The organism is Nocardia sp. NPDC056100 (genome assembly GCF_042266325.1).
GTDB lineage: Bacteria > Actinomycetota > Actinomycetes > Mycobacteriales > Mycobacteriaceae > Nocardia.
The window spans coordinates 1,553,669-1,578,870 of sequence record NZ_JBHJVY010000003.1 but is presented as its reverse complement, the minus strand read 5'-3'; the positions used below and the strand labels follow the sequence as shown (position 1 = coordinate 1,578,870).

General features: G+C 64.3%; 22 protein-coding genes. 2 read left to right on the top strand and 20 right to left on the bottom strand.

Annotated features, from left to right (window positions below):
* Positions 1–16: 16 nt before the first annotated feature.
* Both mycP and eccD read right to left on the bottom strand, forming a co-directional pair.
* Positions 17–1,444, bottom strand: a complete 1,428-nt coding sequence (gene mycP / locus ACFC0O_RS29040) for a type VII secretion-associated serine protease mycosin (RefSeq protein WP_375963152.1) — start codon at positions 1,442–1,444, stop codon at positions 17–19.
* Positions 1,441–2,916 carry a type VII secretion integral membrane protein EccD gene (gene eccD, locus ACFC0O_RS29035; RefSeq protein ID WP_375963150.1) on the bottom strand — a complete coding sequence of 492 codons (1,476 nt, stop codon included), beginning with the start codon at positions 2,914–2,916 and terminating at the stop codon, positions 1,441–1,443. Before eccD ends, mycP begins: the two co-directional genes overlap by 4 nt.
* Before the next feature lie 154 nt (positions 2,917–3,070).
* Here eccD and eccA point away from each other — a divergent pair, with 154 nt between their 5' ends.
* Complete coding sequence (gene eccA / locus ACFC0O_RS29030) at positions 3,071–4,906, top strand: type VII secretion AAA-ATPase EccA (protein ID WP_375963147.1); 1,836 nt, start codon at positions 3,071–3,073, stop codon at positions 4,904–4,906.
* A 68-nt stretch (positions 4,907–4,974) separates the two neighbouring features.
* The gene (eccE, locus tag ACFC0O_RS29025) at positions 4,975–6,711 is read left to right on the top strand and encodes a type VII secretion protein EccE (protein WP_375963145.1); all 1,737 of its coding nucleotides are present in this window, start codon (positions 4,975–4,977) and stop codon (positions 6,709–6,711) included.
* A 31-nt stretch (positions 6,712–6,742) separates the two neighbouring features.
* On the opposite strand, the gene ACFC0O_RS29020 is transcribed toward eccE, so the two are convergent.
* The 18 genes from ACFC0O_RS29020 to ACFC0O_RS28935 form a co-directional block, all read right to left on the bottom strand.
* Entirely contained in the window at positions 6,743–7,747 is a 1,005-nt protein-coding gene (locus ACFC0O_RS29020; RefSeq protein WP_375963143.1) for a hypothetical protein, read from the bottom strand.
* A gap of 256 nt (positions 7,748–8,003) precedes the next feature.
* Entirely contained in the window at positions 8,004–9,272 is a 1,269-nt protein-coding gene (locus ACFC0O_RS29015; RefSeq protein WP_375963140.1) for a hypothetical protein, read from the bottom strand.
* A complete protein-coding gene (locus tag ACFC0O_RS29010) occupies positions 9,272–10,489 on the bottom strand; it encodes a hypothetical protein (RefSeq protein ID WP_375963138.1) in 1,218 nt (405 codons plus the stop codon). Before ACFC0O_RS29010 ends, ACFC0O_RS29015 begins: the two co-directional genes overlap by 1 nt.
* Before the next feature lie 11 nt (positions 10,490–10,500).
* On the bottom strand, positions 10,501–12,030 hold the full coding sequence (locus ACFC0O_RS29005; protein WP_375963136.1) for a serine/threonine-protein kinase: 1,530 nt from the start codon (positions 12,028–12,030) through the stop codon (positions 10,501–10,503).
* Between the two features lie 27 nt (positions 12,031–12,057).
* Positions 12,058–13,956 carry a serine/threonine-protein kinase gene (locus ACFC0O_RS29000; RefSeq protein ID WP_375963921.1) on the bottom strand — a complete coding sequence of 633 codons (1,899 nt, stop codon included), beginning with the start codon at positions 13,954–13,956 and terminating at the stop codon, positions 12,058–12,060.
* The gene (locus tag ACFC0O_RS28995) at positions 13,953–15,833 is read right to left on the bottom strand and encodes a protein kinase (RefSeq protein ID WP_375963134.1); all 1,881 of its coding nucleotides are present in this window, start codon (positions 15,831–15,833) and stop codon (positions 13,953–13,955) included. Before ACFC0O_RS28995 ends, ACFC0O_RS29000 begins: the two co-directional genes overlap by 4 nt.
* Positions 15,834–15,873: 40 nt before the next feature.
* A complete protein-coding gene (locus ACFC0O_RS28990) occupies positions 15,874–17,073 on the bottom strand; it encodes a hypothetical protein (RefSeq protein WP_375963132.1) in 1,200 nt (399 codons plus the stop codon).
* A 165-nt stretch (positions 17,074–17,238) separates the two neighbouring features.
* A complete protein-coding gene (gene eccB / locus ACFC0O_RS28985; protein ID WP_375963130.1) occupies positions 17,239–18,783 on the bottom strand; it encodes a type VII secretion protein EccB in 1,545 nt (514 codons plus the stop codon).
* Between the two features lie 111 nt (positions 18,784–18,894).
* Positions 18,895–19,194 (bottom strand): hypothetical protein, encoded by a 300-nt coding sequence (locus ACFC0O_RS28980; RefSeq protein ID WP_375963128.1) that lies wholly within the window; start codon positions 19,192–19,194, stop codon positions 18,895–18,897.
* Between the two features lie 44 nt (positions 19,195–19,238).
* Entirely contained in the window at positions 19,239–19,547 is a 309-nt protein-coding gene (locus ACFC0O_RS28975; RefSeq protein ID WP_375963126.1) for a WXG100 family type VII secretion target, read from the bottom strand.
* A gap of 99 nt (positions 19,548–19,646) precedes the next feature.
* Positions 19,647–20,435 (bottom strand): ESX secretion-associated protein EspG, encoded by a 789-nt coding sequence (locus ACFC0O_RS28970; protein ID WP_375963124.1) that lies wholly within the window; start codon positions 20,433–20,435, stop codon positions 19,647–19,649.
* Positions 20,432–21,463 carry a PPE domain-containing protein gene (locus tag ACFC0O_RS28965; protein ID WP_375963121.1) on the bottom strand — a complete coding sequence of 344 codons (1,032 nt, stop codon included), beginning with the start codon at positions 21,461–21,463 and terminating at the stop codon, positions 20,432–20,434. Before ACFC0O_RS28965 ends, ACFC0O_RS28970 begins: the two co-directional genes overlap by 4 nt.
* Positions 21,464–21,478: 15 nt before the next feature.
* Positions 21,479–21,793, bottom strand: coding sequence for a PE family protein (locus ACFC0O_RS28960; RefSeq protein ID WP_375963118.1), 315 nt, complete (start codon positions 21,791–21,793; stop codon positions 21,479–21,481).
* Between the two features lie 27 nt (positions 21,794–21,820).
* Positions 21,821–23,203, bottom strand: coding sequence for a hypothetical protein (locus ACFC0O_RS28955; RefSeq protein WP_375963115.1), 1,383 nt, complete (start codon positions 23,201–23,203; stop codon positions 21,821–21,823).
* A complete protein-coding gene (locus tag ACFC0O_RS28950; RefSeq protein WP_375963113.1) occupies positions 23,200–23,511 on the bottom strand; it encodes a type VII secretion target in 312 nt (103 codons plus the stop codon). Before ACFC0O_RS28950 ends, ACFC0O_RS28955 begins: the two co-directional genes overlap by 4 nt.
* 111 nt (positions 23,512–23,622) lie before the next feature.
* Positions 23,623–23,910 carry a YbaB/EbfC family nucleoid-associated protein gene (locus tag ACFC0O_RS28945; RefSeq protein ID WP_375963111.1) on the bottom strand — a complete coding sequence of 96 codons (288 nt, stop codon included), beginning with the start codon at positions 23,908–23,910 and terminating at the stop codon, positions 23,623–23,625.
* A gap of 26 nt (positions 23,911–23,936) precedes the next feature.
* Positions 23,937–24,299, bottom strand: coding sequence for a hypothetical protein (locus ACFC0O_RS28940; protein WP_375963109.1), 363 nt, complete (start codon positions 24,297–24,299; stop codon positions 23,937–23,939).
* A 112-nt stretch (positions 24,300–24,411) separates the two neighbouring features.
* The gene (locus ACFC0O_RS28935) at positions 24,412–25,197 is read right to left on the bottom strand and encodes an ESX secretion-associated protein EspG (protein ID WP_375963106.1); all 786 of its coding nucleotides are present in this window, start codon (positions 25,195–25,197) and stop codon (positions 24,412–24,414) included.
* Positions 25,198–25,202 lie beyond the last annotated feature (5 nt).

The window sequence follows — 25,202 nt, the reverse complement described above, 5'->3', positions numbered from 1 at the left end:
GTGTTTCTCCGGTCGTCTAAGAATCGAGGTCGGGCAGCTCGTCGTCGCGGCGGGCGCGCCGGAATGGAATCGACAGTGCGAGACCGATTCCCAGCGCGGCGAGACAGACGATGGACCCGATGACGGCGACCAGACGCGGCAAAGCGTCCGGCCCGGCGGGCTTTTCGAGCGGGGGGATGGCGCGCGGTTTATCGGCGCCGACATTGACCGCCTGTGCGGGCAGCTGCGCGGTGAGCGCGGCGAGCGGATCGATGAGGCCGTACCCGACACGGTCGTCACGACCGGTCGGCCCGCCCGGATTGTGCGCGGTGCGGGTGATCCGGTTCATGACTTCCTGCGCGGTCATATCCGGGTACTTGGCGCGGACGAGCGCGGCCAGTCCCGCGACATACGGTGCGGCGAAACTGGTTCCACCGAGCAGGTTCGGCTTACCGTCCTGGCCGTATCCGTTGGCATCGACGAGTCCGGTGGCGCCGGGCTTGTTGTCCAGCGACACGATCGGGGTGCCGACCGCGGCCACGCTCACCCACGGACCATGCATCGACGAGTCGGCCGGACTGCCGTCCTTGGAGATGACCGAGGCGACACTGAGCACATAGGGGCTGAACCACGCCGGACTGACCACGGTGCTCAATTTGTCCCACCCGGCGATCGCGTTCTGTCCACATCCGCTGGAGGAGTCGACATTTCCGGCGGCGGCGACCACCACGACATTCCGGTCGTAGGCGTATTTCACCGCCGCGCCCACGGCGGCGTCCTCGGGTGTCGCGGAGGCGCTGGAGCAGGCGGCCAGCGACATATTGATCACCTGCGCGCCCATATTCACCGCGCGTACGACGGAGGCCGCCAGCGTCCGCATATTGCCGTAGCCGGACCCGTGGATCTTGCCCGGCTCATCGCCACCGGACGCGTTCTTGGCCTTGTAGTACTCGCTGTTCTGCCGGATGGAGAGAATGTCGGCATCGGGCGCGACGCCGACGAAGGCGTCATCCGGACTCGGCCGGGCGGCGATGATTCCGGCGACGGCGGTGCCGTGCCCATCGCAGTCGACGGTGCCGTCCCCGTCCGGGGAAACGTAGTCACCGCCCACTTCCACCGAGCCCAGCCGCGGATGCCGGGAAACCCCGGTGTCGATGACCGCGACCTTCACCCCCGCGCCGGTGCTGAATTGCCAAGCGGCGGGCAGATTCAGCACGCGCTGTGCGACCGGCGCGTCCTTCTGCGTGGTGCCGCTCATGAACGGTTCGGCGCAGAAGTGCTGCTTCTCAGTGGTTTCCGGCGGTGCGGGCTTACCGCTGAGCGCGATCGCGTCCGCCAGCGCGCTGTCGTCGATCGTCGGCGGTTTGACCTCGGCCGCCGCGATCCCCTGCGGGCTCAACAGTGCGACACCGAGAACCGCTGTGGCACAGAAGATTCGCGACCAGCCTCCGCCGAGCGCTCTCATATGTTGCGCGCCATCGAGTAGACACCCGAGATCCAGAGCACCAACGGGACGATCGATACGATCAGGCCGTATTCGAAGATCTCGTTGAAGCGCCGGGTCACCGGGGTCACCTCGATGTGCGGGCCGATCACGCCGAACACGATGGCGGCCACCGCGAAAACCAGCAGCAGTCCGGCCGAGACGAGCAGCATGCCGTCGTCCTCGAACGCCAGCAGCACCAGCAGCGAGACGAAAGTCAGTCCGCCACCGGCGATCAGGACCGAAGCCTGGGTCAGATCGGCGAAGGCGCGCCCGCGCAGGCACAGGATGATCGCGACGATCACGGCCAGCGCGATGCCCTGCCAGCGTGCGCCGCCCAGCGGATCCGCCGCGGCAACGGCACCGAAGGTCGCGCCGATCGCCGCGCCGACGACCATGCCGGTCTGGAATTGATTGGCGATGCGGGCGCGCAATCCGAGCCCGTGCGCCGACGGCAGCACGGTCGCGCCGATCGCGCCGATGCCCTCGATGGTGGGCCGGGGCTCATGATCGGCGGGATCGATGGCCGCACCGGCGGTCGGCACCGGCGGCACCGGCAGCCGGGCCAGCATCGCGGCCAGTCGCGGTACGGCCGAGAGCAGCAGAATCGACGCGACCAGCACTCCGGCAGCGAGTTTCGGCAGTTCGGTGTCCCAGATCAGGCGCGCGGCCGCGGCACAGCCGATGAAGATCGCGAGCGTGACGGCCGCGGAGACGATGGCCGCGCCGGTCCGGATCATTCGATATCCGACGACCGCGACCAGCAAAGTCGCACTGGCTCCGAGCAATACGTGCGGACTACCCAATTCGTGCGGTACGGCCAGCGCCGCGCCACCGAAGGTGAGCAATAGCAACAGCAGGGTGAGCACCGTCGCGGTCAGCTCATCGCCGTACTTGCGTTCGGCGATGATGGCGGCGACCAGTGCCGCGACCGCGCCGCCGAGCAGCATGGCCGGTGCGACGAATTGATCTCCGGCGCCGCGCGATACCGCGCCCAGGAACAGCGCGAACAGCGTCGCGACAATGGCCCCGCACAGTCCGGTCCACCGTGCCGAGGCCGGTGACCAGCCCCGGAACTCCTCGGAGGTGAGCCGCGAGACCGCGTCGATCACATCGTCGAAGAGCGCGGGCGCTTCCTTGGCCGCGACGGCGCGCAGCACCAGCAGTTCACCGTCGTAGATTTCGGCGTCATTGAGCGTCTGACTGGGCGCGATCATGTCGCGTCCGAGTTTGGCCAGCGTCCAATGTTGTGGCTGGAGCGGCGTTCCCCCTTCTTCGCCGCCCAGCGGATCCGGATTGCGTGATTCGATGAGACGCACCAGATCGCCGATGAAGGCGGCGATCGGCGCGTTTGCCGGCAGACCGACGTCGAGCTGGGTATTCCCCCCGATGACGGACACTCGGCACAATTCGGGTTCAGCGGCTCCCAAACCGCTGATCGACTGTGCGGTCACTAGCTGAACTGCTCCCTCACCCTCGTAACAGTTGCCCGCCCAGGGCGGTTAACCATAATGTATCCGACTGTCCGCAACTGTGCGATCCGCACCTGCGGATGGGGATTGTGAACGAAAGCCTAACCAGGTTCAACGAATTCGGGGTTCGACTACGATGATCGACACTCGTCAGGCACAACGCGCCTTCGACGCCGGCGTGCTCTCACTGGGGTTGAGCATCGACGGGCAGGAGTCCAACAAGGATCTCGAGTACGCGAAGCTGGCCTTTCAGCGCGCGACCGAGTGGGATCCCACCATGTGTGACGCCTGGCTCGGCCGGGCGGTAGCCGGTGAGGTAACCAAGGACGTTCTACACAACCTGTACAAGTGCAGCACCATCTCGCTGGGACGGGAACAGCGGCGGTTGGGGCTGCCGCCGCGGGTGTTAGCCGGACGTTTCCTGCCGGGTCTCTACATCGATTACCCGCTGGCCAGTTTCACCGAGATCTGGCTGGCGTACGCGGCCCAGTTGATCGCCGAGAAGCAGTACGGCGAAGCCGAGGTCGTACTGAACGAACTCGAGCAGCATCGCCGGGCGCGGGCCAATGAACCGGACTTCGAGATCGACGGCCGCGTGACCAAATACGTGCGCGGCATTCTGCATTACAACAGCCAGCGCTGGTCCGATGTGATGACCGTGCTGGCGGGCTCCGAGGCCTGGGAGGATCTGTACCTGGCCGCGGGCGCACATGTGATGGTCGGCACAGCGTGCGCGCAGCTGGGTTTGTTCGGTGAGGCGATCCGCCGCATGGAACAGGCCGAGGCGGGCCCGATTCCGGCCGCCCGCACCGCCGCCATGTTCTGCCGCGGCCTGTGCCTGCGCGAGACCGGCGAGGCCGATGAGGCGCAGGCGCTGTTCGAGAAGGTGTATTCGCAGGCCCCGGATTTCGAGGCCAACACCTCCGCCATGCGCGATCGGACGTACCGGATCACCGTCACCTCCAAAGAGGTGATCGAGGCCCGCACCGATAAATGGGATCCCGCGTCCGCCCCGTCGCTGGAGGAGAAGCGGCAGGCCGAGAACGAGGATCGCGCCAAGGTGATCCTGGCCGAGGCGCGCGCCGAACTGGATAAGCAGATCGGCCTGGCCGCGGTGAAGACCCAGGTCGCGAAGCTGCAGTCGAGTGCGCAGCTGGCGAAAATCCGTGCGGAGAAAGGGCTTTCGAGCTCGGCGCGCGGTCAGCACCTGGCGTTCACCGGTCCGCCCGGAACGGGTAAGACCACCATCGCGCGCGTGGTCGCCAAAATCTATTGCGGCCTCGGCATTCTCAAGACCGAGAAGGTGGTGGAGACCAAGCGCTCGGACTTCGTCGGCCAGCATCTGGGTTCCACGGCCATCAAGACCGAGAAGCTGATCGATACCGCCATGGACGGCGTGCTGTTCATCGATGAGGCGTACACCCTTATCCAGCAGGGTCTTTCGGGTGGTGACGCGTTCGGCCGCGAGGCGGTGGACACGCTGCTGGCCCGTATGGAGAACGATCGCGATCGGCTGGTGGTGATCATCGCCGGATACGACGGCGAGATCGACCGCTTCCTGGCCGCCAATGACGGTCTGGCCTCGCGTTTCGCCAAGCGCCTGCAATTCCCGTCGTACACCGCGCCCGAGCTCGGTGAGATCGGTCAGGTCATCGCGCACAAACGGGATTCGGAATTGTCCGACGGCGCGATGGAGCAGCTGGTCAAGACCTGCCAGAAGCTCTACGACCTGGAGAGCACCGATCAGAGCGGGCAGCCGCGACGCGGGGTGGACGTGGCCGGTAACGGTCGTTTCATCCGCAACCTGATCGAGGCGGCCGAGGAGGAACGCGAATTCCGGCTCGCCAATGACGAATCCATCGATTTGAGCGATATCGACGAGGCAGCGCTCATGCGCATCGAGGCGCCCGATATGAAGGCGGCGCTCACCACGCTGCTGAGCTCACTGGGTTTGTCGTCCGCAGCTGAATAGGGTGTGGCCGCGGGCAACGCGGTTCGCCGGTATAGAGGGGGCTTGGCTGTGAACGAAGGTATGCGGCTGTGAACGAGGGTGTGCGGCTGAACGATACGGAACTGCGTTCGGACGATCTATGGCTGTTCCGGGTGCTGCCGCTGCGCCTGGTCATTCCGGTCGCGCTGGTGGGGGTGCTCGCCTCCCTGGTGGCGGTCGCATGTCAAGCGCCCTGGTGGGCAGTCGGATTGGCGGCGGCGCTGCCGGTGCTGATCGGTCTCGCCCCGATCGGCGGTAAGCCGATCGGTATGCGGATGGGCCGCTGGGTGGCCTATCGCTGGCGGGTATCGCGCCGTCGCCCGGTCGAGGAGTCCAAGCAGTTCGACGTGCCGCTGCCCGACGGCGGCACCTACGGATTGCGCTGGGACGGAACGCTGCTCACCACCATGCTGCGCATCGACACCCCGCCGGACACCCTGACGCTGCTGCGGCGCGGTTCGCTGAGCACCGATCAGGTGCTGCCGCTGGCCGAAATCGCTTCCTGCCTACGGCAATACGATGTCGAACTGGATTCGGCCGATGTGATCAGCACCGGTACCCGCACCGCCGGTACCGAGGCGGTGCTGTCCGGCTATGCCGCGAGCATCGCGCCGCTGGGGCGGCTGTACGACGAAATCCTCGGCCCGCTACCGGCTATCGCGCATCGCACGGTGTGGCTGGTGCTGCGGCTCAATCCGCTCGCGAACTCCAAGGCCGTGCAGAATCGCGGCGGCGGACCGGAGGGCGCATTGCGCGCCGCGATCGTCGCCACCCGGCGCGTGGCGAATCGGCTTGCCGCGCGCGGTATCACCGCCTCGATCCTGACCACCGCCGAAATGACCGCGTTCACCAGGGAATTGACCCGCGGCATCCCGCTGGAGGAGTTCGTCGAGACGCCGCATTCGCTGGAGCACAACGACGTTCACCTCACCAGCTTCCAGATCGATCCGAACCTGTTCACCCCCGACGGCCTGGCGGCGGTCTGGTCGGTGCGCAGCCTGGCCACCACGGTCACGGTGCGCCTGCGTCCCGCCGCGGCGAGCGCCGACAGCGATCGCAAGGATGAGTTCATCGAGGTGGACGCCCGCGTCCGCTATGACACCCAGCAGCCGATGGACGAACCGCCGGTGGACGGTCTGCGCCAGCTCCCCCAGCGTCAATTGTGGGCGCTCACCGATACTTTGGCGTTCGGCGCGCAGGAGCTGCACTCGTCCTCGCATCGCGGTCCGGTGAGCGCGCTGGCCGAGATCTCGGTGCCGACCGCGGGCTGCGGTCAGCTGATCGGCGCGGACGCCACCGGCAGCGGTGTGGCCGTTCCGCTGATCGGCGATGGTTCACGGCGCATCGACATCATCTCCGATCTGCATCTGGCGCAGCAGGTCATCCTGCGCGCCATCGCGCTGGGCGCGGGCGCGGTGGTGCACACCGCGCGCCCCGGCTCCTGGCAGCGCATGGTCAACAATGTCGGTGCGGCGCACGCGCTTTCGCTGGCCTCGTCGATCACGCACAGTTCGCGCAACAGCACCATGACCGCGCGCACCCCGCATCCGGCGGCCACCGTGATCGTCTTCGACGGCGTCCCCTCGACCACACCGCCGGGTTCGGCAACCGTCGTCACCGTGCACGATCGGCTCCCCCAGGATTACCAGCCGGACGCCGATGTGACGATCGTGCAGCACCCCAATGCCCCGCACACCGTCACCGTGCACACTCCCGCCACCCGTACCACCGCCCAGCTGGTCACCACACCGACCGAACAGCATTACATCGGTGCGACGGGCCGCTGAGGCCATTTCCCGGCCACAGGCGGGCTGGGCGCTACATCCAGCCGCTGTTGACCAGGATGGCGAATTGCGCCGCCGCACGCTGATGCGCGTCCTGTAGCTGCGCGCTGCCGACCTGTGCGACATAGCGACCGGCGCGCACGGTGCAGGTGAATCGCGCGGCGGCCGCGGTGTTCTCGACACAGAACGCATCGGGAACCCCCGCCGGTGCGGCGGTGGTCGGTCCGGCCGCTGTGCGCAGATCGTTCAATACGAGCGTGGCGGCCTTGGGATCACGGGCGCGCGCGACCAGTCCGACATCGGAAACCCGTGCGACGGCATCGATTCCGCCGACCTCGAGCAGCCGCCGCCAGAGTTCGGGCGCCACATGCCGGAAGCCGCGCGCGTTGAACACCGCCTCCCGATCGAAACTCGGCGTGAAATCCGCCTTCGGATGCAGCGTCCGCCGCAGCATGTCCTGCGGATCATGATCCAGCGCCCGCATTTCCGGCACCGAAAGCGACGGCAGCTGATCCAGCAGCGGCAATTGCGCCGCGATCGTCTTCTTACCGAGATCCTGCAGAGCGGCGAGATTCGGCCGCGGCTGAGCGACATTCACGATGATCAGATAATTCCCGCGAGCCAGCGCGGCGTCCAGCGACGGAATATCCTGCCGCCAGTGCGCTTTGGCATCCGGATACCAGTCCAGCGTCACCGGTGCATTGGCCTTGGGCGCCGCACCGAACCCCGCCGCCTCCACTTCGATAGCGGCCGTTCGCGCCGCGGCCGGCTCCGGAAATTGCAATACGGTCAGCCGAACCCAGGTGGTCGCCGACTCGGCGGCAGCCCCCGCACCGAACCCGAACATCATCCCATTCCGCTCGACAATCGGCGCAAGCCTGTCATCGACGTCTCGACTGGTCCTGATGGCCTTGCCCGCCAGCTCATTTCGCAACCGCGGATCAATCTCGGTCCCCGCAGCCACGAACCCCGCCAGCCGCGTGATCGCCAACTCCGCCCCGAATTCGGTCTTCGACAGCGACAGCGCCCGATAATTCAACGGATCAGTCGAGTAAGAGCCCACGTCGAGCCCCCGAACATCAACCTCACCCGCGATCGGAACCCCGGGAACCACACTCCCGCACCCCGCCAACCCCAGCGCCGCCACCAGCGCCAACGCCGTCTTCCGGAATATCCTGTGCACGTACACCATTACGCCTATCTAGCCTTGACCAGCTGAGCGTACTGCGCCGAAACACATTGCCGGACATCGAGAGCTCTCGAATCGTTGCGAGCGGGACCGCAACACATCGAACCTACATCCACGAACTGTTCGCCAGCAGCGCGAACTGGGCGGCGGCACGTTGCTGCGCGTCCAGTCGCTGTGCACTGCTGACCCGGGCGATATATCGCCCATAGCGCACGGTGCAGTAGAATCGGTCGCCCGGCGTGTAGGGTGCCGTGGCGGTATTCTCACTGCAAAATGCGCCCGGCACATCGGCCGGCGGGTCGGCCGGACGCTTGGACACGCGTTTGAACTCATTCCCCAGATCTGCCGCGGCTGCTGCGTCTCGTGCCCGCATCAACAAACCACCGTCGGGCGTGGCTGATAACAAGTCGACTCCGCCGACATCCATCAAATGCCGCCAGGCGTCAGTGTCTACGACGCGAGGCAGAAATCCGCGTGGGGTGAGTACGTATTCATTCGAATAGTCCGGCGAGGGTATGTCTCCAGGGTGGAGCGTCCTGCGCATCATCGCCTGCGGATCGTAATCCAGATGCAAGACATCGCGTTTCGTCAGCGGGGCCAGACCATCGAGCAGCGGCAGCTCGGTAGCGAGGACCTTACGGGTCAGTTCCTTTAGTTTGTCCAGATCAGCGTCCGGCCGCTTGACGAATACATTGACCAGGTAGCTTCCTCGGGCCATGGTCGTACCGATCGTCGGAATGCCTTGCCTCCAATGGGCTTTCGCGTCCGGATAAGTATCGAGCGCCACAGCGGTGTTCGACCCGGCTGCCACAGCGAAGTCGGCCGCCTCGACGTCGGCTGCGGCCCGCCTCGCAGAATCGGCGTCCGGAAACTGCAACACGGTGAGGTTCACCGCGATGGTGTCGAGCTGGGGTTGGTCGGGTTTCGAATTTACATCGCGCTGAACCGAGTAGTCCTTGGCCACCGGAGCGGTCGTGGTGGCCGACATCGCGAAGCCGAACATCATGTTCTCGCGCGCCACGATGGCGGTGTCGACATCGGCGAGCAGCTCCCCGACCTGCGTTGCCGTGGTAAGAGGCTTCGCCAGCCTCGCGTATTTCAGAGTCGGGTCGATCTCCCAGCCGTTGGCAACTGAATCCGCCAGCCGCATAACGGCAAGGTTGATGCCGTTCGCGTTGGAATGTGCGTACTTGGCACGATAGTCGAGCGGATCGGTGGGGTAAGCGCCGGTATCGAGTTTGCGAACGTCAATCTCCGAGGCCGCAGCACTTCCCGAGACCGCTGATCCGCAGCCGGTCAGGGAGACTGCAGCGACCGAGACGAACATCAATGCCGCGATCGACCGAAACATGTTGTGCGCTTTGCGTTCAACCACTACTTACTCCGGGCGAGGATCGAGTACTGTGCGGAAACGCGCTGTTGTGCATCTGCCAATTGCAATCCCCAAGTCATGACGACATATCGATCGAAGGCCACATAACAATAGAACTGGGTCGAAGCATTCACCGGCCCGCGGTATCGACGGCAGCGAGCCGTCGGCAGACCGATGGGCGACTCGACGGGGCGGGTGAACCTATTCATCACCAAATCGTCACGTAATTGCTTGGCCGCCTGCATATCTCGGGCGCGATAAATCCGCCCGCCATTGGCAGCCACCCGGTCGACACCGAATTTGTCGTATCGGGACTTCGCCCGCTCCGGATCGTTCTCCAGATGTAGAAAGGCGGCGGGGGTGTACACACCGGGCAGATTCGTATAGGAGTCACCGTCCGGTCGGGGGAGTGAAATCCGAAGCATGCCATCGGGATCGAAGGGCACGGTGGTCAATTGGTCGCGGGGTGTCGGAGTGAACGACCGCAGTCGTTCGGAGGTGAGCGTGATCGTTTTATCGGTCAGGGTCTGCAACAGATCCCGATCCGAGAGGTTCACGCTTCGGCTCTCCTCGCTTTCGGCCAGGGCGACGATCACGAATTTGCCGGTGGCGTACCAGGAGGCGAGCACCTGCGAATCGGGTAGCCAGGAGCTGATCGCAGTGGGGTGCGCCGCCGAATGCACCGGCTCCACCCGTGGCGGAATGTCGTTGACCGAACTCCAACCACGTTGCGCCAGAGCCGCCGCGGCGGAACTCGCAGCCTGCTCGGAATCGAACAGCAGCACCGAATCAGATGCCCCATAGGAGATTCCGTAATCCTGATCGGACTGCGCCGAGGTTGCGAATCCGGCGATGAATCCCTTCGCATCATCGGCAAATCCGTCCGTACTCAGCCAGGTGGACATGGGACTGTTGTGGCCCTCGCCGGGCGAGAGAAAGACATGCACGGATTCGGCCAGGTTGTAGTCAAGCCCCGCATCGATCTCCGACATCAAGGGCACCGCCGCACCCAACCGTTCCGCTTCGAATGCCCGCCCGCCCAAGGATCGATCCGGCGGCGCGAAATCCTTCGGCTCATGCCGATAACCTCCGACGTCGAGCGCGTTCAGATCGATCGTCGGATCCTGCTGCACAGCATCCGATTCACCGCCACATCCGGTAGCGGACAGCGTCAGGACGACCATCGCGGCAGCGGCGATTCTCCTACCCGGAATGTTCATACTCTCTCCGATCACCGGACATTCTTGCGCAGGATCGGAATCAGCCGCTCTAGCAATATCGACTCGGATTTATCCGACCAATTCCGCAGGGCGTCGACCGCGACCGGATCATCCAGAACGAACACGGTGGCGGACCGCATACTGATGGTCAGCGGCAGGTTCGTTTGTCCGCCGCCGCCGGCGGAAGAATCGGTGCGGACTGCCAATAGATAGCCCGAATTGAGATCCGGCAATCGATTCGGGCCGTCGACCTCGGCCAGGCCATTCGTCGCGCTGGTTGCGATATGGCGGGGTGATGTCTCGTCCCCGTCTTTATGACAGCTATCGTTGTAACTGAAGCCGAGCGCTTCGAAGAAAGCCGCTTGCGCACTCGGCTTCAGGTATACGGCAAGATCGGCCTTGTAGCCGCCGATACCGGATATATCGACAGCGGCGATCTTCTTCCCGAGGAAGGATGGATTCTGCTGCCGTGCATCGGCAAGCGTCTTGGCGATGACAGGGGCGACGGTTGTCGTCACCACCGGTCCAGCTGTCGCACCATCTCTGTCGATGCCCCAGAGTCCGACCCCGGCAGCAGCCGCGACCACGGTAACCGCAGCCGCACTCGTAATCCACATTTGCTTCCGCGCAGGCGCCTTCCTACGGGGACCAACTGTTACGGCCGCCACCGACCCCGGTTCGGTAGGCGTGGAGACCGGCGAAAGACCATGCTCCAAAGCAAGTTCGAGCGCCTGCGTGAACTCACGGCAGCTACCGAACCGGTCATCGGGACTCTTCGACAACGCCACCGCCAGCACCTCATCGAGTGCTCGGGGCAGTTCCGGCCGCAACTCGGTAATCCTCGGCACGGGTTCATACAGATGACCCGACATCACCAGTGCGGGTTGAGCTCCGGGATAGAGATTCCGCCCTGTCAGCAACTTGAAGAACGAACAAGCCAGCCCATAGACATCCGTCTGCCGACTCAATGCTCCATCCGAAAGCTGTTCCGGCGCAGCATAAGCAACGGTGGCGACGAACTTTCCCGTCACCGTCAACTCGCTGGAGTCCTGCATCGCCTTGGCCACACCGAAATCCGTGAGCAACACCCGCTCCGGCTCCCCTGGTGACAATAGGAAGTTCGCCGGTTTCACATCCCGATGCAACAGTCCCCGCCGATGCGCATGGTCGAGCCCCCTCCCCACCTCCCTCACAATCCGCAGTGCCCGCTCCATCCCGATCCCCCGAGGGTGACTCTTCAACACCTCGGCAGCATCGATCCCCGGCACATACTGCATGGCGATCCACAGCCGTCCGTCATCGTCGCCCCGGTCGTAGACCGTGACGATGTTCGGATGGTCAAGCCCGGCAGAAAGATTCGCCTCCCGCTTGAACCGCCCCCGAAACTCCCGATCTTCCGCGACGTCCGCCTTCAACACCTTCACCGCATCCCACCGCGGCAAACTGGGATGCTTCCCCAAATAGACGGTCCCCATCCCCCCGGCACCGAGCACCCGCTCGATCCGGTATCCACCGATATTCGCTCCCGGCCCAAGATTCATCGCACTACGTTCGCTAACTCTTCTTCGCTACTTCGGAAGTTTTTCGATGACCATTCGGGCAATGGATTCCGCGGCACTGCAATGCGCCGCGTTGTCATTGCCGCCGTGGACCTTGATCTCCACTTGTTCGCGCTGGGTTCCGACCTCGCGGAAGGGGTAGTCGCGTGTGCAGATGGCGTCCACCGTGCTCTTCGGCGCGATTAGTTGCTTGCCATCGCCCAGGTCGACCATGGGGTCTTCCAACACCGATGCCTTGATCTGTTCGAGTTTGACTGTCACCTGGTCGGCTCCTTCCCACACACAGGAGTGGGCCGAGACCTCCTTGGGAGGCTCGGGGATCGCACCGATCAAAGAAGTCAGGGTCGAGTGGTCGACCAGAGTGCACGGATCAACAGTCGCCAACGAGCGGTCGGCATCCGCTCGACGCGGCGGTTCGGCCACAGACATCAAGCGGGTGATTACATACTCGGGGAGAGCACATTTCTCACCAATATGGATTTCGACCGAAATTCCCCAGGGTACTTGCGCGCCTGCGGGTTTCACGGCGCGTCCACAGTATCCATCGGACTCGGAGCCGAGAATCGTCTGCCCGGAAACAGCATTGGCAGTCAACCCGAATCCGACCAGGAAATCCCCCGGGGCGATATCGAGCATCGAGCGGATGCCCGGCGCGGTCACGGTACATCCCCATGTCTCGGAGGTTGTGAGCGTCCAGTCCGAGACCGTCGTTGGCCAGTCAGGATCCAAACCCGCGGGAATGGTTGAACCCAGTGCTTTACTGAGCCATGCGCAGGTGTCGACCTCGCGCATCTGGGCCAACGTGAACCCGGTCAACGTCGCCTGCGGGGTGTCGCCGCCGTCACTCCAGCGCATCCACGCGGCCCCAACCGTCGTCGCCAGTGCTATCAGCACGGCGACCATAATGAGCACCGTCCTGGTACCCCGGCCACGTGGAACGCCCTGCGGGATTGCGAACTCCGTCGGCTTTCGCGTGAAAGCTCCACGTCTGCCACCAGACAGGACCACCGTCGCATTCGGATCTGAAGCGAGCATGGCCAATTCCGCACCCACACGATCGATCTCGGCGTGTACCGGTTCCGGCCAGATACGACCGTGCTCCGGTGGCTGCCCGAGATGGTCCAGGATCTGAGTCGGCGTCGGTCGCGTCGCAGGGTCCTTACGCAGGCATGGCCCGACCAGATCGCGCAGTTCCGGAGGCACCCCGCCCAGGTCCGGCTCGACATGGGCGATATTGAAAAGGGTGTAGGCCATGGACGCCGCGACGAAAGGGCTCGCACCGGTCGCCGCCATCACCAGTAGCGATCCCAGCGCGAATACATCACTCGCCGGTGTAAGCGGTTCCGCGAGAGCCTGTTCCGGCGACATATACGCGGGCGAGCCGAGCACGGATCCGGCTTCGGTAAGACCCTGGTTCTCCGCCGCCTGCGCGATGCCGAAGTCGATCACGCGTGGGCCATCCGCTGCCAGCAGCACATTGGCGGGCTTGAGGTCTCGATGAATCAGCCCGGCTCGATGAATCGCCTGTAGGGCCGATGCCAGCCCGGCCGCGAGCATGCGCACCGCCATGGGCGGCAACGGCCCGTACTCCGTCACGATCTTGTCCAGCGGTACGCCGATTACGAAGACCGACGCCAACCACGGCGCGGAGGTATCCACATCGAAATCGATTACAGGTGCGGTGAACGCACCCGAAACCCGAGTTGAGGCAGTGACCTCCCGGCGGAACCTCGCCCGGTACTCGCGCTCGCCGAGTAGATGCGCGTGCACCTGCTTGACCGCAACCAACCGGCCGTCCGGTCCCACTCCGAGCAGTACCCGGCCCATTCCGCCGGAACCGAGCACTCCGAGGATGCGATATCGGCCGATCCGCTGTGGATCTCCCTGAGCCAGTGCACGAATCGTCATTTCGGCAGCTGCGCTAGAACGGCGGAAAGGACCCGGGTGGCCCGCTCGCACGAACCGGGTTGGCCGTGTACTTCCGATCGAACCGAGACGATCTCGGCGAGATCGTCTCGGGTCGGACGAGCCATGTAGTTCAGCGTGCAAGTGTGGTAGGTCAGATCATTGTCCTCGATGAACGCGGTGGCACCATCGACCTGAATCGAGGGATTCTGGGTGCCGCTGAGACTCGCCCTATCAAGTCGGCCGCGTTCGGTGAAGTCGACACTCAAGAAGGCGTCATCACTTTCCAGCTGACAATCGTACGGAAAACCGGTGGACTCTCGGCTATCCCCGACTACCGCCTTGACCAGGGACGGACTCAGCAGCGCACAGGGGTCGAGACGGCGAATCGAGTTCGAGGGCAGAGAGAGCTGCGGCGGGTTGACCGCGAGCCGATTGACCAGGGAAAGCATGACCTGCTCAGCAGGCTTACACCCATCGCCGCCCCGGAAACCAACAGATAACTCGATCGCCACCACGGGGCGCGTCTGGGTGAAAACGCGGCGGGCGCAGAGGTCATTCTCCTTGAAAATGCCGTACATCGGCATCCAGCCCGCCACCGAGCCACTTGGGACGTACATATCGCTGTAGACCGCGACCGTACTTCCAATGGCTAGGCTGAAAGAACGCTTCGCTCCGGCTGCATCCGCATAGCTGAGAGAGCATTTGTACGAGCTGGTACTGGGTACATCCCCTGTGCGCAGGCCGAATTGGCCGCCCACAGATTTATCCAAAAGCGTGCACAAATCCAGCAGGCGCCACTGTTCTCCGGTCAACGACACCGTGAGGTCGGTAGCCGGCGCGGCATGCCCCGGCTGCTCTGCCCACTGCTGCGCCACCACACCGATCCCGATGAGCAACAACAGACATCCGGCAGCTGCTATCAAGGTACGGATCCGGTGTTTGCGGCGGGTGCGCAATTCGGTCAGCTGCGCTTCGTATTTCGCGTGTTTGGCCGTGGTTTCAACCCACCAGCTGGAATCGGCCCGATGGTCGGCAATGACATCTCGGACAGCGCCGGGCCACACCGGCTCGGGCTCGATTCGACCAGCCGCATCGAGAAGCTGCTCCGGCGTCGGACGGCGCTCCGGCTCCTTGGCCAAACAGCGTACGACAATGTCTCGCAACGGTTCCGGCACAAGAGTTGTCTCCGGTGCGGAATGCATCACGCTGTAGAGCACCTGTGGCGTCGAGGTCCCGGCAAAAGGGCTATGCCCCGAGGCCGCGAAGGCCAGGATCGCACCCACCGAGAACACATCGGCGGCCGGAGTCAACTGGTGGCCCTGTGCCTGCTCCGGTGACATGAAGGCGGGAGAACCGATGACCGACCCGGTCATCGTGAGCTGTGTATCCCCCTCCAGGGCACGGGCGATACCGAAATCGATCACTCGGGGCCCATCGGGCGCCAGCAGAACATTGCCTGGCTTGAGATCCCGATGAATCAGTCCGGCGCGATGAATCTCGATCAGTGCCGAAGCCAGACCCGCGGCCAGTAGCCGCAAACCACCGAGCGATAGCGGACCGGTCTCCTCGATGACCGTGTTCAACGACGGACCCGCGATGTACTCGGTTGCCAACCAAGGATTTTCGGAGGTGGTGTCAAAGTCGACGACGGCCGCCGAGTAAGCGCCGGTAACCCTTCGACTGGCCTCTACCTCGCGTTGGAATCGAATACGGAAATCAGCATCGCTCGACAGGTGCCGGTGGATCTGTTTGACCGCCACCAGCCTTCCGGTGGGAGACTCGCCGAGCAATACCCGGCCCATCCCGCCCTGGCCGATCACGGCCACCATCCGATTGCGCCCGAGCTGACGCGGGTCCTGCGAACCGAGACCCTTCATGCCATCACTCCCGCAAAGCTCCGCTGTGCTGACCGCCGCATCATCCAGCGTCCTTCAGTAGCACGTATTCAGCGGCGGCCAACTGCCGCACATCCAACTCCTGCTCGCTGAACACCTCCGAAACGAGGGTGTCGTGCGGAATCAGGCAGCGGAAGCGGCGAGCCGAAACAACAGTGGGATTCGGTTTCGCCGCCTTGAAGCAGGCGATCTCGGGCGCGCCGGATACACCCGCCATCGAACCATAGTTGGAAACGGTCGGATCACTCGCGAGAAAGCCGGTGAAGTCCCGCGCCGCCGCGGCATCGCGCAACTGATACAGATACTTGTTGTTCGACACGGCGATGGACTTGACGCCTCGTGTGTCAAATTCGCGGGCGGTGACGGCTGGATCGGTACCGAGTACCGCGAAGGCGCGCGGGGCGTACACCGCGAAATCACGCTGATCCGGGTGTGCGTCACCGGTTTTCACCAGTTTCGTCAACAGCTTGTCCGGATCAATCTTCAAGCTCGGCTGCTGAACTCTCGGACTGGCCGTATAGCCGTCCAGCCTTGGCAACTGTTGCTTATAGGTCTTGCTCACGTAGTCCGTCAGCAGGTCCAGCTTTGCCTCGCGCGCCTGCACATCTACCGCCACCACGATCGTCTTATACGCCATCCAACTGACCATGTTCGGCACACCCGGTCGCCAATGGCTCAGCGCCGCTGGATAATCCGGCAGTGCCACGGCTTCGTTCTTGATAGTCCTGCCATTGACCGCGTTGTCATGCTGCTCCAAATCGGATGCAGCAGCGGCAGCGGCCTGTTCATCCGGGAAGGCGATCAAGGCGATGGAAAGCTCGAAGTGGTGCTGGTGTGCCCCGAGGAACGGCGTCTCCGCGGAGTGGGCGAAGTACACCGCCAGCGGGTGATACTGGTACATCGCCTCCTCCGAAACACCGGGTATGTTGCGGATTCCCTGCGCACTCGCCAGCACCTGGCCACCCTGCCCGGCCGCGAACTCGGCCGCCACCTCGCTACCGAACGCAATGCGCTCGCCCAGTCGAAGTGAATCCACCAGAATTCCGCGATCGAGGCTCGGGCGATCGTCATAGCCACTGTCGAGCCGCTGCGTCGAGTAGGAACCGACATCAAGTTTCGGATCGTGATCAGCTGTCGCACTGTCACTCCCGCAACCGGCGGAGGCGCTCGCGACCGCAGCGGCCAGCACAGCCCCGGCGAGTCGACGGAATCGAAACCGCATGCACCCCCCTAGCCCGCGATTCCCCCGCGAACACTCAAGCCTCGAACGGCGAAACCTGCGGCGAGGCCGCGTGTTCGGCGCCAATCTAACATCGGTCGGCCGCCGGAGCCATTCGCATGGATCGCGGCCAGCCGATACGGGCCGAGGGGTTCGGGCCGCGCGCTGTTATTTCTCGACGATGCTCATGGAGTCGAAGCTGGTCAGGGCCGCGGTCACGCTCAAGGCCGGGCCTGGGACGAACTGTCCCACGATTTCCCATGGCGCCACTCGAGGTGCCGTGCCGAGCCCGAGCAGCTGTGCCGTCTTCAAATCCGCTATGCCATAGCTGATCCCGTTGTCCGCGATGTAGAACAGACTGTCCCGACGACGACTGCCAGGCGCGATACCCGTGGTCTGCACGAATTCGCCTGTGCTGGGCGGGATGTACGCCTTATCGATATGGTCGCCGGTGCCATCGGCCGTCGACAGCTTCACCGGGGTCGACGAGTCCGGCAGTGGCAGACGGGTTCCGACGAGCATCGAGACCACCGCGCGGTCCGACGGTCCTTCGGTCGCGTCGGCGTCCTTCACATCGGTGGCCTTGTTCTTGGACCAGGTGATGCAGGCAACCGGATCATCTTCGGTGGCAATGATCTTCGGTGCCACGGCCGGGAAATCGGATACCGGCAGCGGGTTCGCGGGGCGATCCAGTCCGACGATGAGATCCGGTGGCACAGACTTGATCTCATCCATGCCTTGCGAATTGGCGGCGCGAATCACATCCGAGGCGAAGGAGGAAATCCGCTGCACGCCGTCGGAGAGCACCACGTAGAGATCCGACTTATCCGAGCTACCGAGTGCCGCTACCCGAATGACGCCGCCGACGCGAATCCCGTTGAGCCGCCCCGGCCCCGGATCGCCCGCGTTCGGAATCGCCGGTGGAGCCAGCGGTGCCACTTCGGTCGCCGCACCGATCACACCGGTGGTGATAGGCCGAGGACGGGGCGCGGAAAGATTCAGAGCGCGCATCATGGTGGGATCATTGAGCTTCACCTCGGCACGCTTGCCGTCGTACAGCAGATAGTCCTTCGTGACCGTCTCGCTGTCGCCCTTCTTGGCCACGCTACGGACCAGCAGCGCGCTATCAGCGTCGGCCTGCTTGATCCGATCATTCAGTTCGAGCTTGCCCGCGATGGCCGTGGTGGTCGCACCGACCGAAGACGCGGCACCGCCAGAAGCCGACAGTTGCACGGTGTCGCAGATCGTCCACTGCGACCGGTCTCCCTGCGACGAACCGGGCAAGGCCGCTGGGGCGCCTGGAATTCCGAGGATCGGGCCACGCGGGACCGAATTCAGTTTGCTGTCCTTGACCGACTTGGGTGATTCGGCACTACCCACGATCAACCGCGCGGATGCGAGATTCAACGCTGGTTGCAGCGTTATCTTGGTCTTGTCGTTCGGGTCCGCCACGACGACGTACAGCGCGCCGCTGTCCTTGCCCATGACGATCTTCGCGTCACCGATCGATCCCTGCGGACGGATGAACGCCATGATCGCGCAACCGGCGACAACCAGCAGCGCGAGGATCGCACCCGAAAACAGCGACCGGAACTGCGCGCGCATGGGGTCGTGCAGCATGCGCACATCGCGGCGCACGAGCGCGTGGTCAAGACGTCGCAACAGGAACCGGTACCCATTGACCTGGGCCCGAGTGGTCAACTGGGCTGGCACTGAACCTCCGTCGGAACGAGAACTACAAGCGGGAGACTACCGAGGCGGGCATTCGACAGCGCACCCCGCTGAAACAGCGGGGTGCGCTGTCGGACGAAATCCCGGTAGTCTTTAGATACCGCCGAAGCCGTCGCCGATCTTCTTGTCGGCGCCGAGAGCGGAGTGCATCGCGTTCTCGACGGCGACCGCGACCTGGTTGAGCGTGTGCAGCGAGTCCGAGTATTCGCCGGTCCAGTTCGCGTGCACCGCCTTGAAACCGTCCAGCGAGCTGTTGTTCGCCCACGCGACCTCGAGCTGCTTGGCAGCGTCTTCCATATCCTGGCCAGCCGCGGTCAGCTGACCGAACTGCTCCTTGAGATCGGACACCAGGGTGGTGATAGTCGCCTGGTCATAAAGCATTTCATCCGACATGTGTCAGTCCTCCAAAGCTGTTTTCGGGTGGATCAGTGGATCGATCAGAGGTTGGTGAGGGTCTTGAACCCGGCCTCGTTCTCGGCATCGAGGTGCTTGAACGACGCGACACCGGTGCCAACCTGGGTCTCGATCTGGTTGAGGATGTCGTTCAGGCGCTTGTTCTCCGCGTCCCAGTTGTCCGCGGCCTGGTTGAACGCCACCGCGGCGACACCCTTGAAGCCCGGGCGCGAGGAGTCGACGGAGGCGGTGACCTTGGCCAGGATCGCCTTGACGGAGGCGACGACGTCGGCCATGTGGCCCTGCGCCTTACTGGCTACATCGTGTTCTGACTGAACGCTATTGCCGCTCATGATGTTTCCCTCTTCGGTGTATTCGATGGAACGCTAGGGCAATGCGGCTCTGCATCACCCGATTCGGAGTGGGTCAGCTGCCTGGTCACTGGATGTGAGTTACGACAGCCACCTCCCCCCAGGCAGCATGTCGATCAGGCCCGAAATCGCTTGAGCGACACGGTGATCAGTGCCCGGTGTCAAGGTGGACCAGACCTGCTGATCCGGAGCGACCCCGGGTGCGGCCACAATTCGACCCCGCGCGGTGTCATACACCACGACGGCCCCCGGCGATCGATCAGTCACGCCATCGGCGTAGGCATAGGCCACCACTTCGGCGTAAGCGTGGCAGGACGCGAGCGCGAGACCGTACACCGTGGCATCGGTATCGGCGACGCCGAGGCTGTAAACCGCGCTCGCGAAATCTTCGGAAGTTCTTGCGTTGTCGAAGCGTTCACTCAGCTCCGCCGCCGGGGCGCTGAAGCTGGCGACATCGGCGGGAGGGAACGCGCCCAGAGCCTCCAGCACGGGCCGTGCCAGCGAGTCACCGCTGTCATTGGTCCAGATCGACCGGATATCCAGATCGTCACCACGCCGGACAGCTAGAACGGACTCCTCGCCGCGCCTTGCCAGGCACACACGTATCTGACCGTTGGCGGTGTAAATGCGCGCGGCCAGTTCGCGATCAGGCTGCGCAAGCACGAAAAGCGCTGTGGCCATTCCTGATTCGACATCGCCATGGTTGTCGATGATGCGGCCGCGACGCAGATCATCCCTCGCCCGGGCCTGCCCCTCGTTCCACTCGCGGTGCGAATCCTGCTGCGGGGCAATCGAGAGCACCAGCGGCAGGGTTTGCACTCCGAGCTCAGCGGCGAGCGCCATGACGCTGTCATTGGTGAGGGTCGTCATGCCGACGCCTCCTCACTCGTCGCGGGAGCGGGTGCGGGGCTGGAACTCTCGACACCGGTGGTCCCGGCATTGAACGCGATATCCGGAACCCGCTGCTGCGCATTGGGATCCAGCCCACCCAGCACCGCGGGCGCAACCTGCATACCCGAGGTGAGTCCGAGTTCCTCATCGCTGGTGGGCGCACCGGCGAGCCCGGAGCGCGTGTGATGCTCGCCCTCGTCCTGGCTGTTCGGCACCATACCGCCGGGCGCCATGGGCACCGAACCGGCCTGCTGCACCGTAACCGGTTGCACGGTGACCTTTTGGGTGGTGCTCGCGTTCACCTCGGCCACGCCCTGCGGGCGGAACGCGGTGATGACCGGAGGGATGTTGAGCGCGCCCAGCGGGATTCCCGGCATGCCGGCGGGCAGCTCGGGCGTCACCGTTTCCGGATCCGCCTGCGGCACGCTCTGCGTCGGGGTCATACCGGCGGTGATCTCCGGCGGCGCGGGGTGTTCCCAAGGCGTGGCCAGTGTTTCGGTCGCGCCTTCATAGGTGTGCATGACGCGTGACGCGACGGCTTTCACCGTGTCCGCGTCGGTGTCGGTCTGTGCGAGTTGGGCGAGCATCGGGGCGCCGATGGCGGTTCCCAGTTGCTCCAGCGTCTCGCGCAGGTGCTTCAGCTTCTCGACATCGTCGGCGTCGGGCATGGCGAGGCGTGCGATTTCGTATGCGGCGGCGTGTGTTTCGGCCTTGGCGGCATTGGCCGCCGCATCGGCCGCGGAACTGGCGAACCAGTCCCGCAGCGTGCGAATGCGCTCGATGAACTGACTACTGTTCTTCGATTGCCATGCGCTGTCGAGGTTTTCGAGAATGCGCTCGTAGTCGAGTGCGGCCGCGGCGAATCCGGCGCTCAAGCGCGCCCAGGCGAGACCGGCCTCGGCGGCGGGCACCGCGCCCGCCCCCGTCACCAGATCGCGTGCCAGCTGCTCGGGTGGCCTGGCTTCCCAGACCACACCGGTGAAGCCGGGGCTCGTCGGTTCCAACATCGGCTACGGCGCTCCTCAGACCGCGAACCCGAGGACGCTCTGCTCCTCGACCGAGGTGTACTGACCGACCTGCGCGCGCAGCGCCGCGGCCAGCTTGCGCACCTCGTCGACACCGGTGCCACCGGACGTCTGGAACGACGCCGCAACGGAATTCAGCGTCTGCGCCGCACGCGTGGAAACCTCATCGGCCCCCGCCGGAGCGATCTCCAGCTTCGACTGCTCCGCGCTCAGCCCGTTCGCAATGCGATCGGCCAGCGCATCCAGCTGCATCGCGGCCTGAAGTGCGCTCGACGCATCGAACCGCACGCCTTCGAAATCGTTGGTGCTCATGGCAATCCTCCTAATACCCCTGCGTTTTCAGAGCGTGAGCGCTTTGTCCGGCGGTTCGTCGACGGCTTCCACCGCGCCAACTACCGGGATGGAGACGCCTTCGATTACGCCGACCACTTCGTCGCCGTGTGCGCCGGTGACCAGAGCGGTGCGCTCGCCCGCCGATTCGGTGTCGCCCTTGTTCGCCAAGCCCGCACCGGCACCCATACCGCCGGGCATGCCTGTGGTGGAACGGGTTTGGGTCTCGTTGTTATTGCTGGTGACGCGTGAGACCGGTGAGCCTGAGCCCACGCCCTCCGCCGTCGGCATTTTGCCGGTGTACGGGCTCAGCGGACTGTTGCTGAGTCCCGCGCCCATCGGCATGCCGCCCGGGATACCGCCGCCGCCACCGGTTGTGGTGGTGTCGTTGGTCTTGAGGGTGGTGTCGACCGGCTTGGTCTCGGTGGTGGTCTTGTCGTCCGGGTTGGTCGTGGTGGTCTTGTTCGTGGTGGTCGTGTCTTTGCTGGTGTTCGAGGTCAGCGCGCTCACGACCGACTGCCCGGCCGAGCTGATGCTGCTGGCCGACGATGCCGCCGAAGACGCCACCGTGCTGCCCTTTTCGACCACCTTCTGGACGGCGGTGGTGCCGACGTTCAGGAACGGCTGCACGGCCTGTGTCACCTGGTTCGCGAGTGACGCCGCATCGGCGATGTTCGGCGCACCGGGCACCGGGATCTTGATTCCGGCGGCGGCGACATTGGCGGTGTGCACGGTGAGCTGGGCACGGGTATTGGCGGTGATGATCCCCGCCTCCGACAACGCGTCGGTGGCCATCGCGACCAACACCGGCACGCCGACCGGAGTGACCAGGAAGGGCAGATCCGCCAGCACCGACGCGACGAATCGCGAGATGAGGGCCGAGAGCAGCCCATACCCCTCCGCGACAGTCGCTTCCGCGGCGAGCAGGATCGTCCGCAACTCCTGCCCCTGCGCGTCAACGGTCGGGATGACGGTTTCGACCTGCTTGCTCTTCACCTCCGCGGCTTTGGCCGCGTCACCCTGCCAACTATTCGAAACCGCCGCTGTAGCAGCAGAACTCGAGCTGGCCGCCGAGGTGAGCGCCTTGCTCACCGAAGCGAAGATCGAGATCAACTGGGTGCCGATGCTGGCCGCGCCGTTGCCCATGGCGGACAGCAGACTGATCGCCGGCTGAATCAGCGTCGTGGGATCGATGGTCGGCAGCGTGGGCATCTGGATGCCCGACAGATCTGGCAATTGAATCGCCGGAAACTGCGGCAGCTGCGGCAATCCCAGCCCGTTGATCACATCGGCCACGGGCGTATCCACCAGCGCCCCAGCCGGACTGGTACGAATGACGTCCAGCACGGTGGGGCTCGGTGTCGTAGTGACTACACCGACGGATTCAGTCACAGGTTGCTGAGGAAGGTCGTCGCCGAGGCCAGTTCAGTGGTGGAGTAGGTGCCCACCGCGGACGCGGCGCTGATCGCGGTCTCCGCGTGCACACCGGCGATCTCCGCCGCCGAGGACAGGTAGCTGCCCTGCGCACCCGCGAACGCCAGCAGGAAGTCCTGACCGATCAGACCGAACATCGGCACCGCCGAAGCCATCGCACCGATCGAGTCGGCCGCGGCCGCCCCCGCGATCTGCGCCGCGATCCCGGCGTGCGTGGTCCCGTACTCCAGAATCGGTTCGAAATCCGCTTTCACGTAGTCGGCCATCGGTGGTCCCTCCCAAGTACACGATCTTGAATGACAGTACAAGTACGAAATTGGTTGTGCCAGATAGTAAAACGCAAACTCTGGCTCAAGATTGCGTTAACGAACCGGACTTTACCCGGCCATTTCCTCGTTGAACCGGTTGACAACCTCGGCCCGCCGCTCGAACGCCGCCCGCGCCGCCGCGGCGGACGTCGCGACCACGACCTGTTCGAACTCATCCGGCGTCATCCGCGAAATGGCATGCCCGAACTGCAGATCCCGCAGCGCACCATTCCCGTCGACCTCGGCCATCACGGCACCGTCCTCCGAGGTCTCCCGCCCCCGGACCGCCGCCATCTGCTCGGCCAAATCCTGAAACCGATACAGCTGCCGCCGAACCCGCTCCTCGAGCTCATCCATAGACCCGACCATGAGTCCCCCCCTCCTCAGACAGTCCGAAGCCAGCTCTGCGGCTCAGTATCATAGTCCTGTTCCTCGACAATCTCCTGTCGAGCGACATCGGCCTCGGTAGGCAACCCGGTGCGCGCGAGCATCTCGGCACTCATCCCGGCTTCCTCGTACTGCTTACGCTTGGCCAGCCCGGCCCGCATAGCGGCCCGCTGACACAACCTGAGCACCTCCCCCGCCAACTGCGCCGGATCCCGATGCAGCTCAGCCACATCCACCTTCACGGCGAGCGGAATCCCCTGCTCGGTGGTACGCAGCTTGATCGAACCCTGCGGATTCGCGATCGTCGTCGAAGCCCAACCCTGCTCGGCAGCGCCTGAATTGACCGCCCCCTCGGTCATAACAACTCCCTCCCAAGTTTGTCGTTGACATAACACCACACCCGTGGCATTCGGCGCCACACACTTCAGTTCAACACACCGCGGTCGTGATCCACCGACTGTGGGTACGGCGTTACCGTCTAATACCTTCCCGCTCTTCCTTGATCGCTCGAACCACATCGGCGACCTGCGAGTTGATCAGGGTCACCAGGCGTTTGGCATCCGCGGATACAGCCAGGGACGGGTTCTGATCGGCGACCACGTATCGCCCATCGTCGCGAAGATCACGCCACCCCAGCACTCGCTGGGTAACCCCGCGGGGCCCGTATATCGATCGACCCTGTGCGATCACGATCTCGCCTGCACGATCGGTGGGTGCCGACATGAATCGTGCGGAACGGGTCTCCGTCGATGGCGCTGAGACATCGACGATGGAAGACCTGCCGTACTCGTATTCATAAGACTCGTCGGCGGCCGCGGCAAGGACAATGTCACCCTGCTGACCAGCACTCACATCGGGGAGAGCGCGAACCACCTCGTCCGATATTCGCAGCGGATCACATTCGACAACGCTGTATCCGGCTCCGTACCAGAAAGATTCGCCGATTTTCTGAGTGAGCACGTAGCCTTTGGATCCCTGCCGCACCGCGAGAATTCGAATCAGCTCCGATGGCTCCAGAGGTGTCTGTTCATTCCAAGCGCTGACCGCGAGGTACAGATCCGGGCCCGAGGCCGCAGCGATCATTTCCCGAGTTCTCGCATCGAGGGTCTGCTCGACACTTTCGCGCGCCTGACGCATCTCTTCGTCGAACGCATCACGCGCCTTGTTGCGAGACGTGTACAGGAACGGCAGCGGCAAGTTCTCTTTCAGGATGTCCTGCCAGAGGACAAAGAACTCGCTCTCGGTGAAACTCCACATGGCGG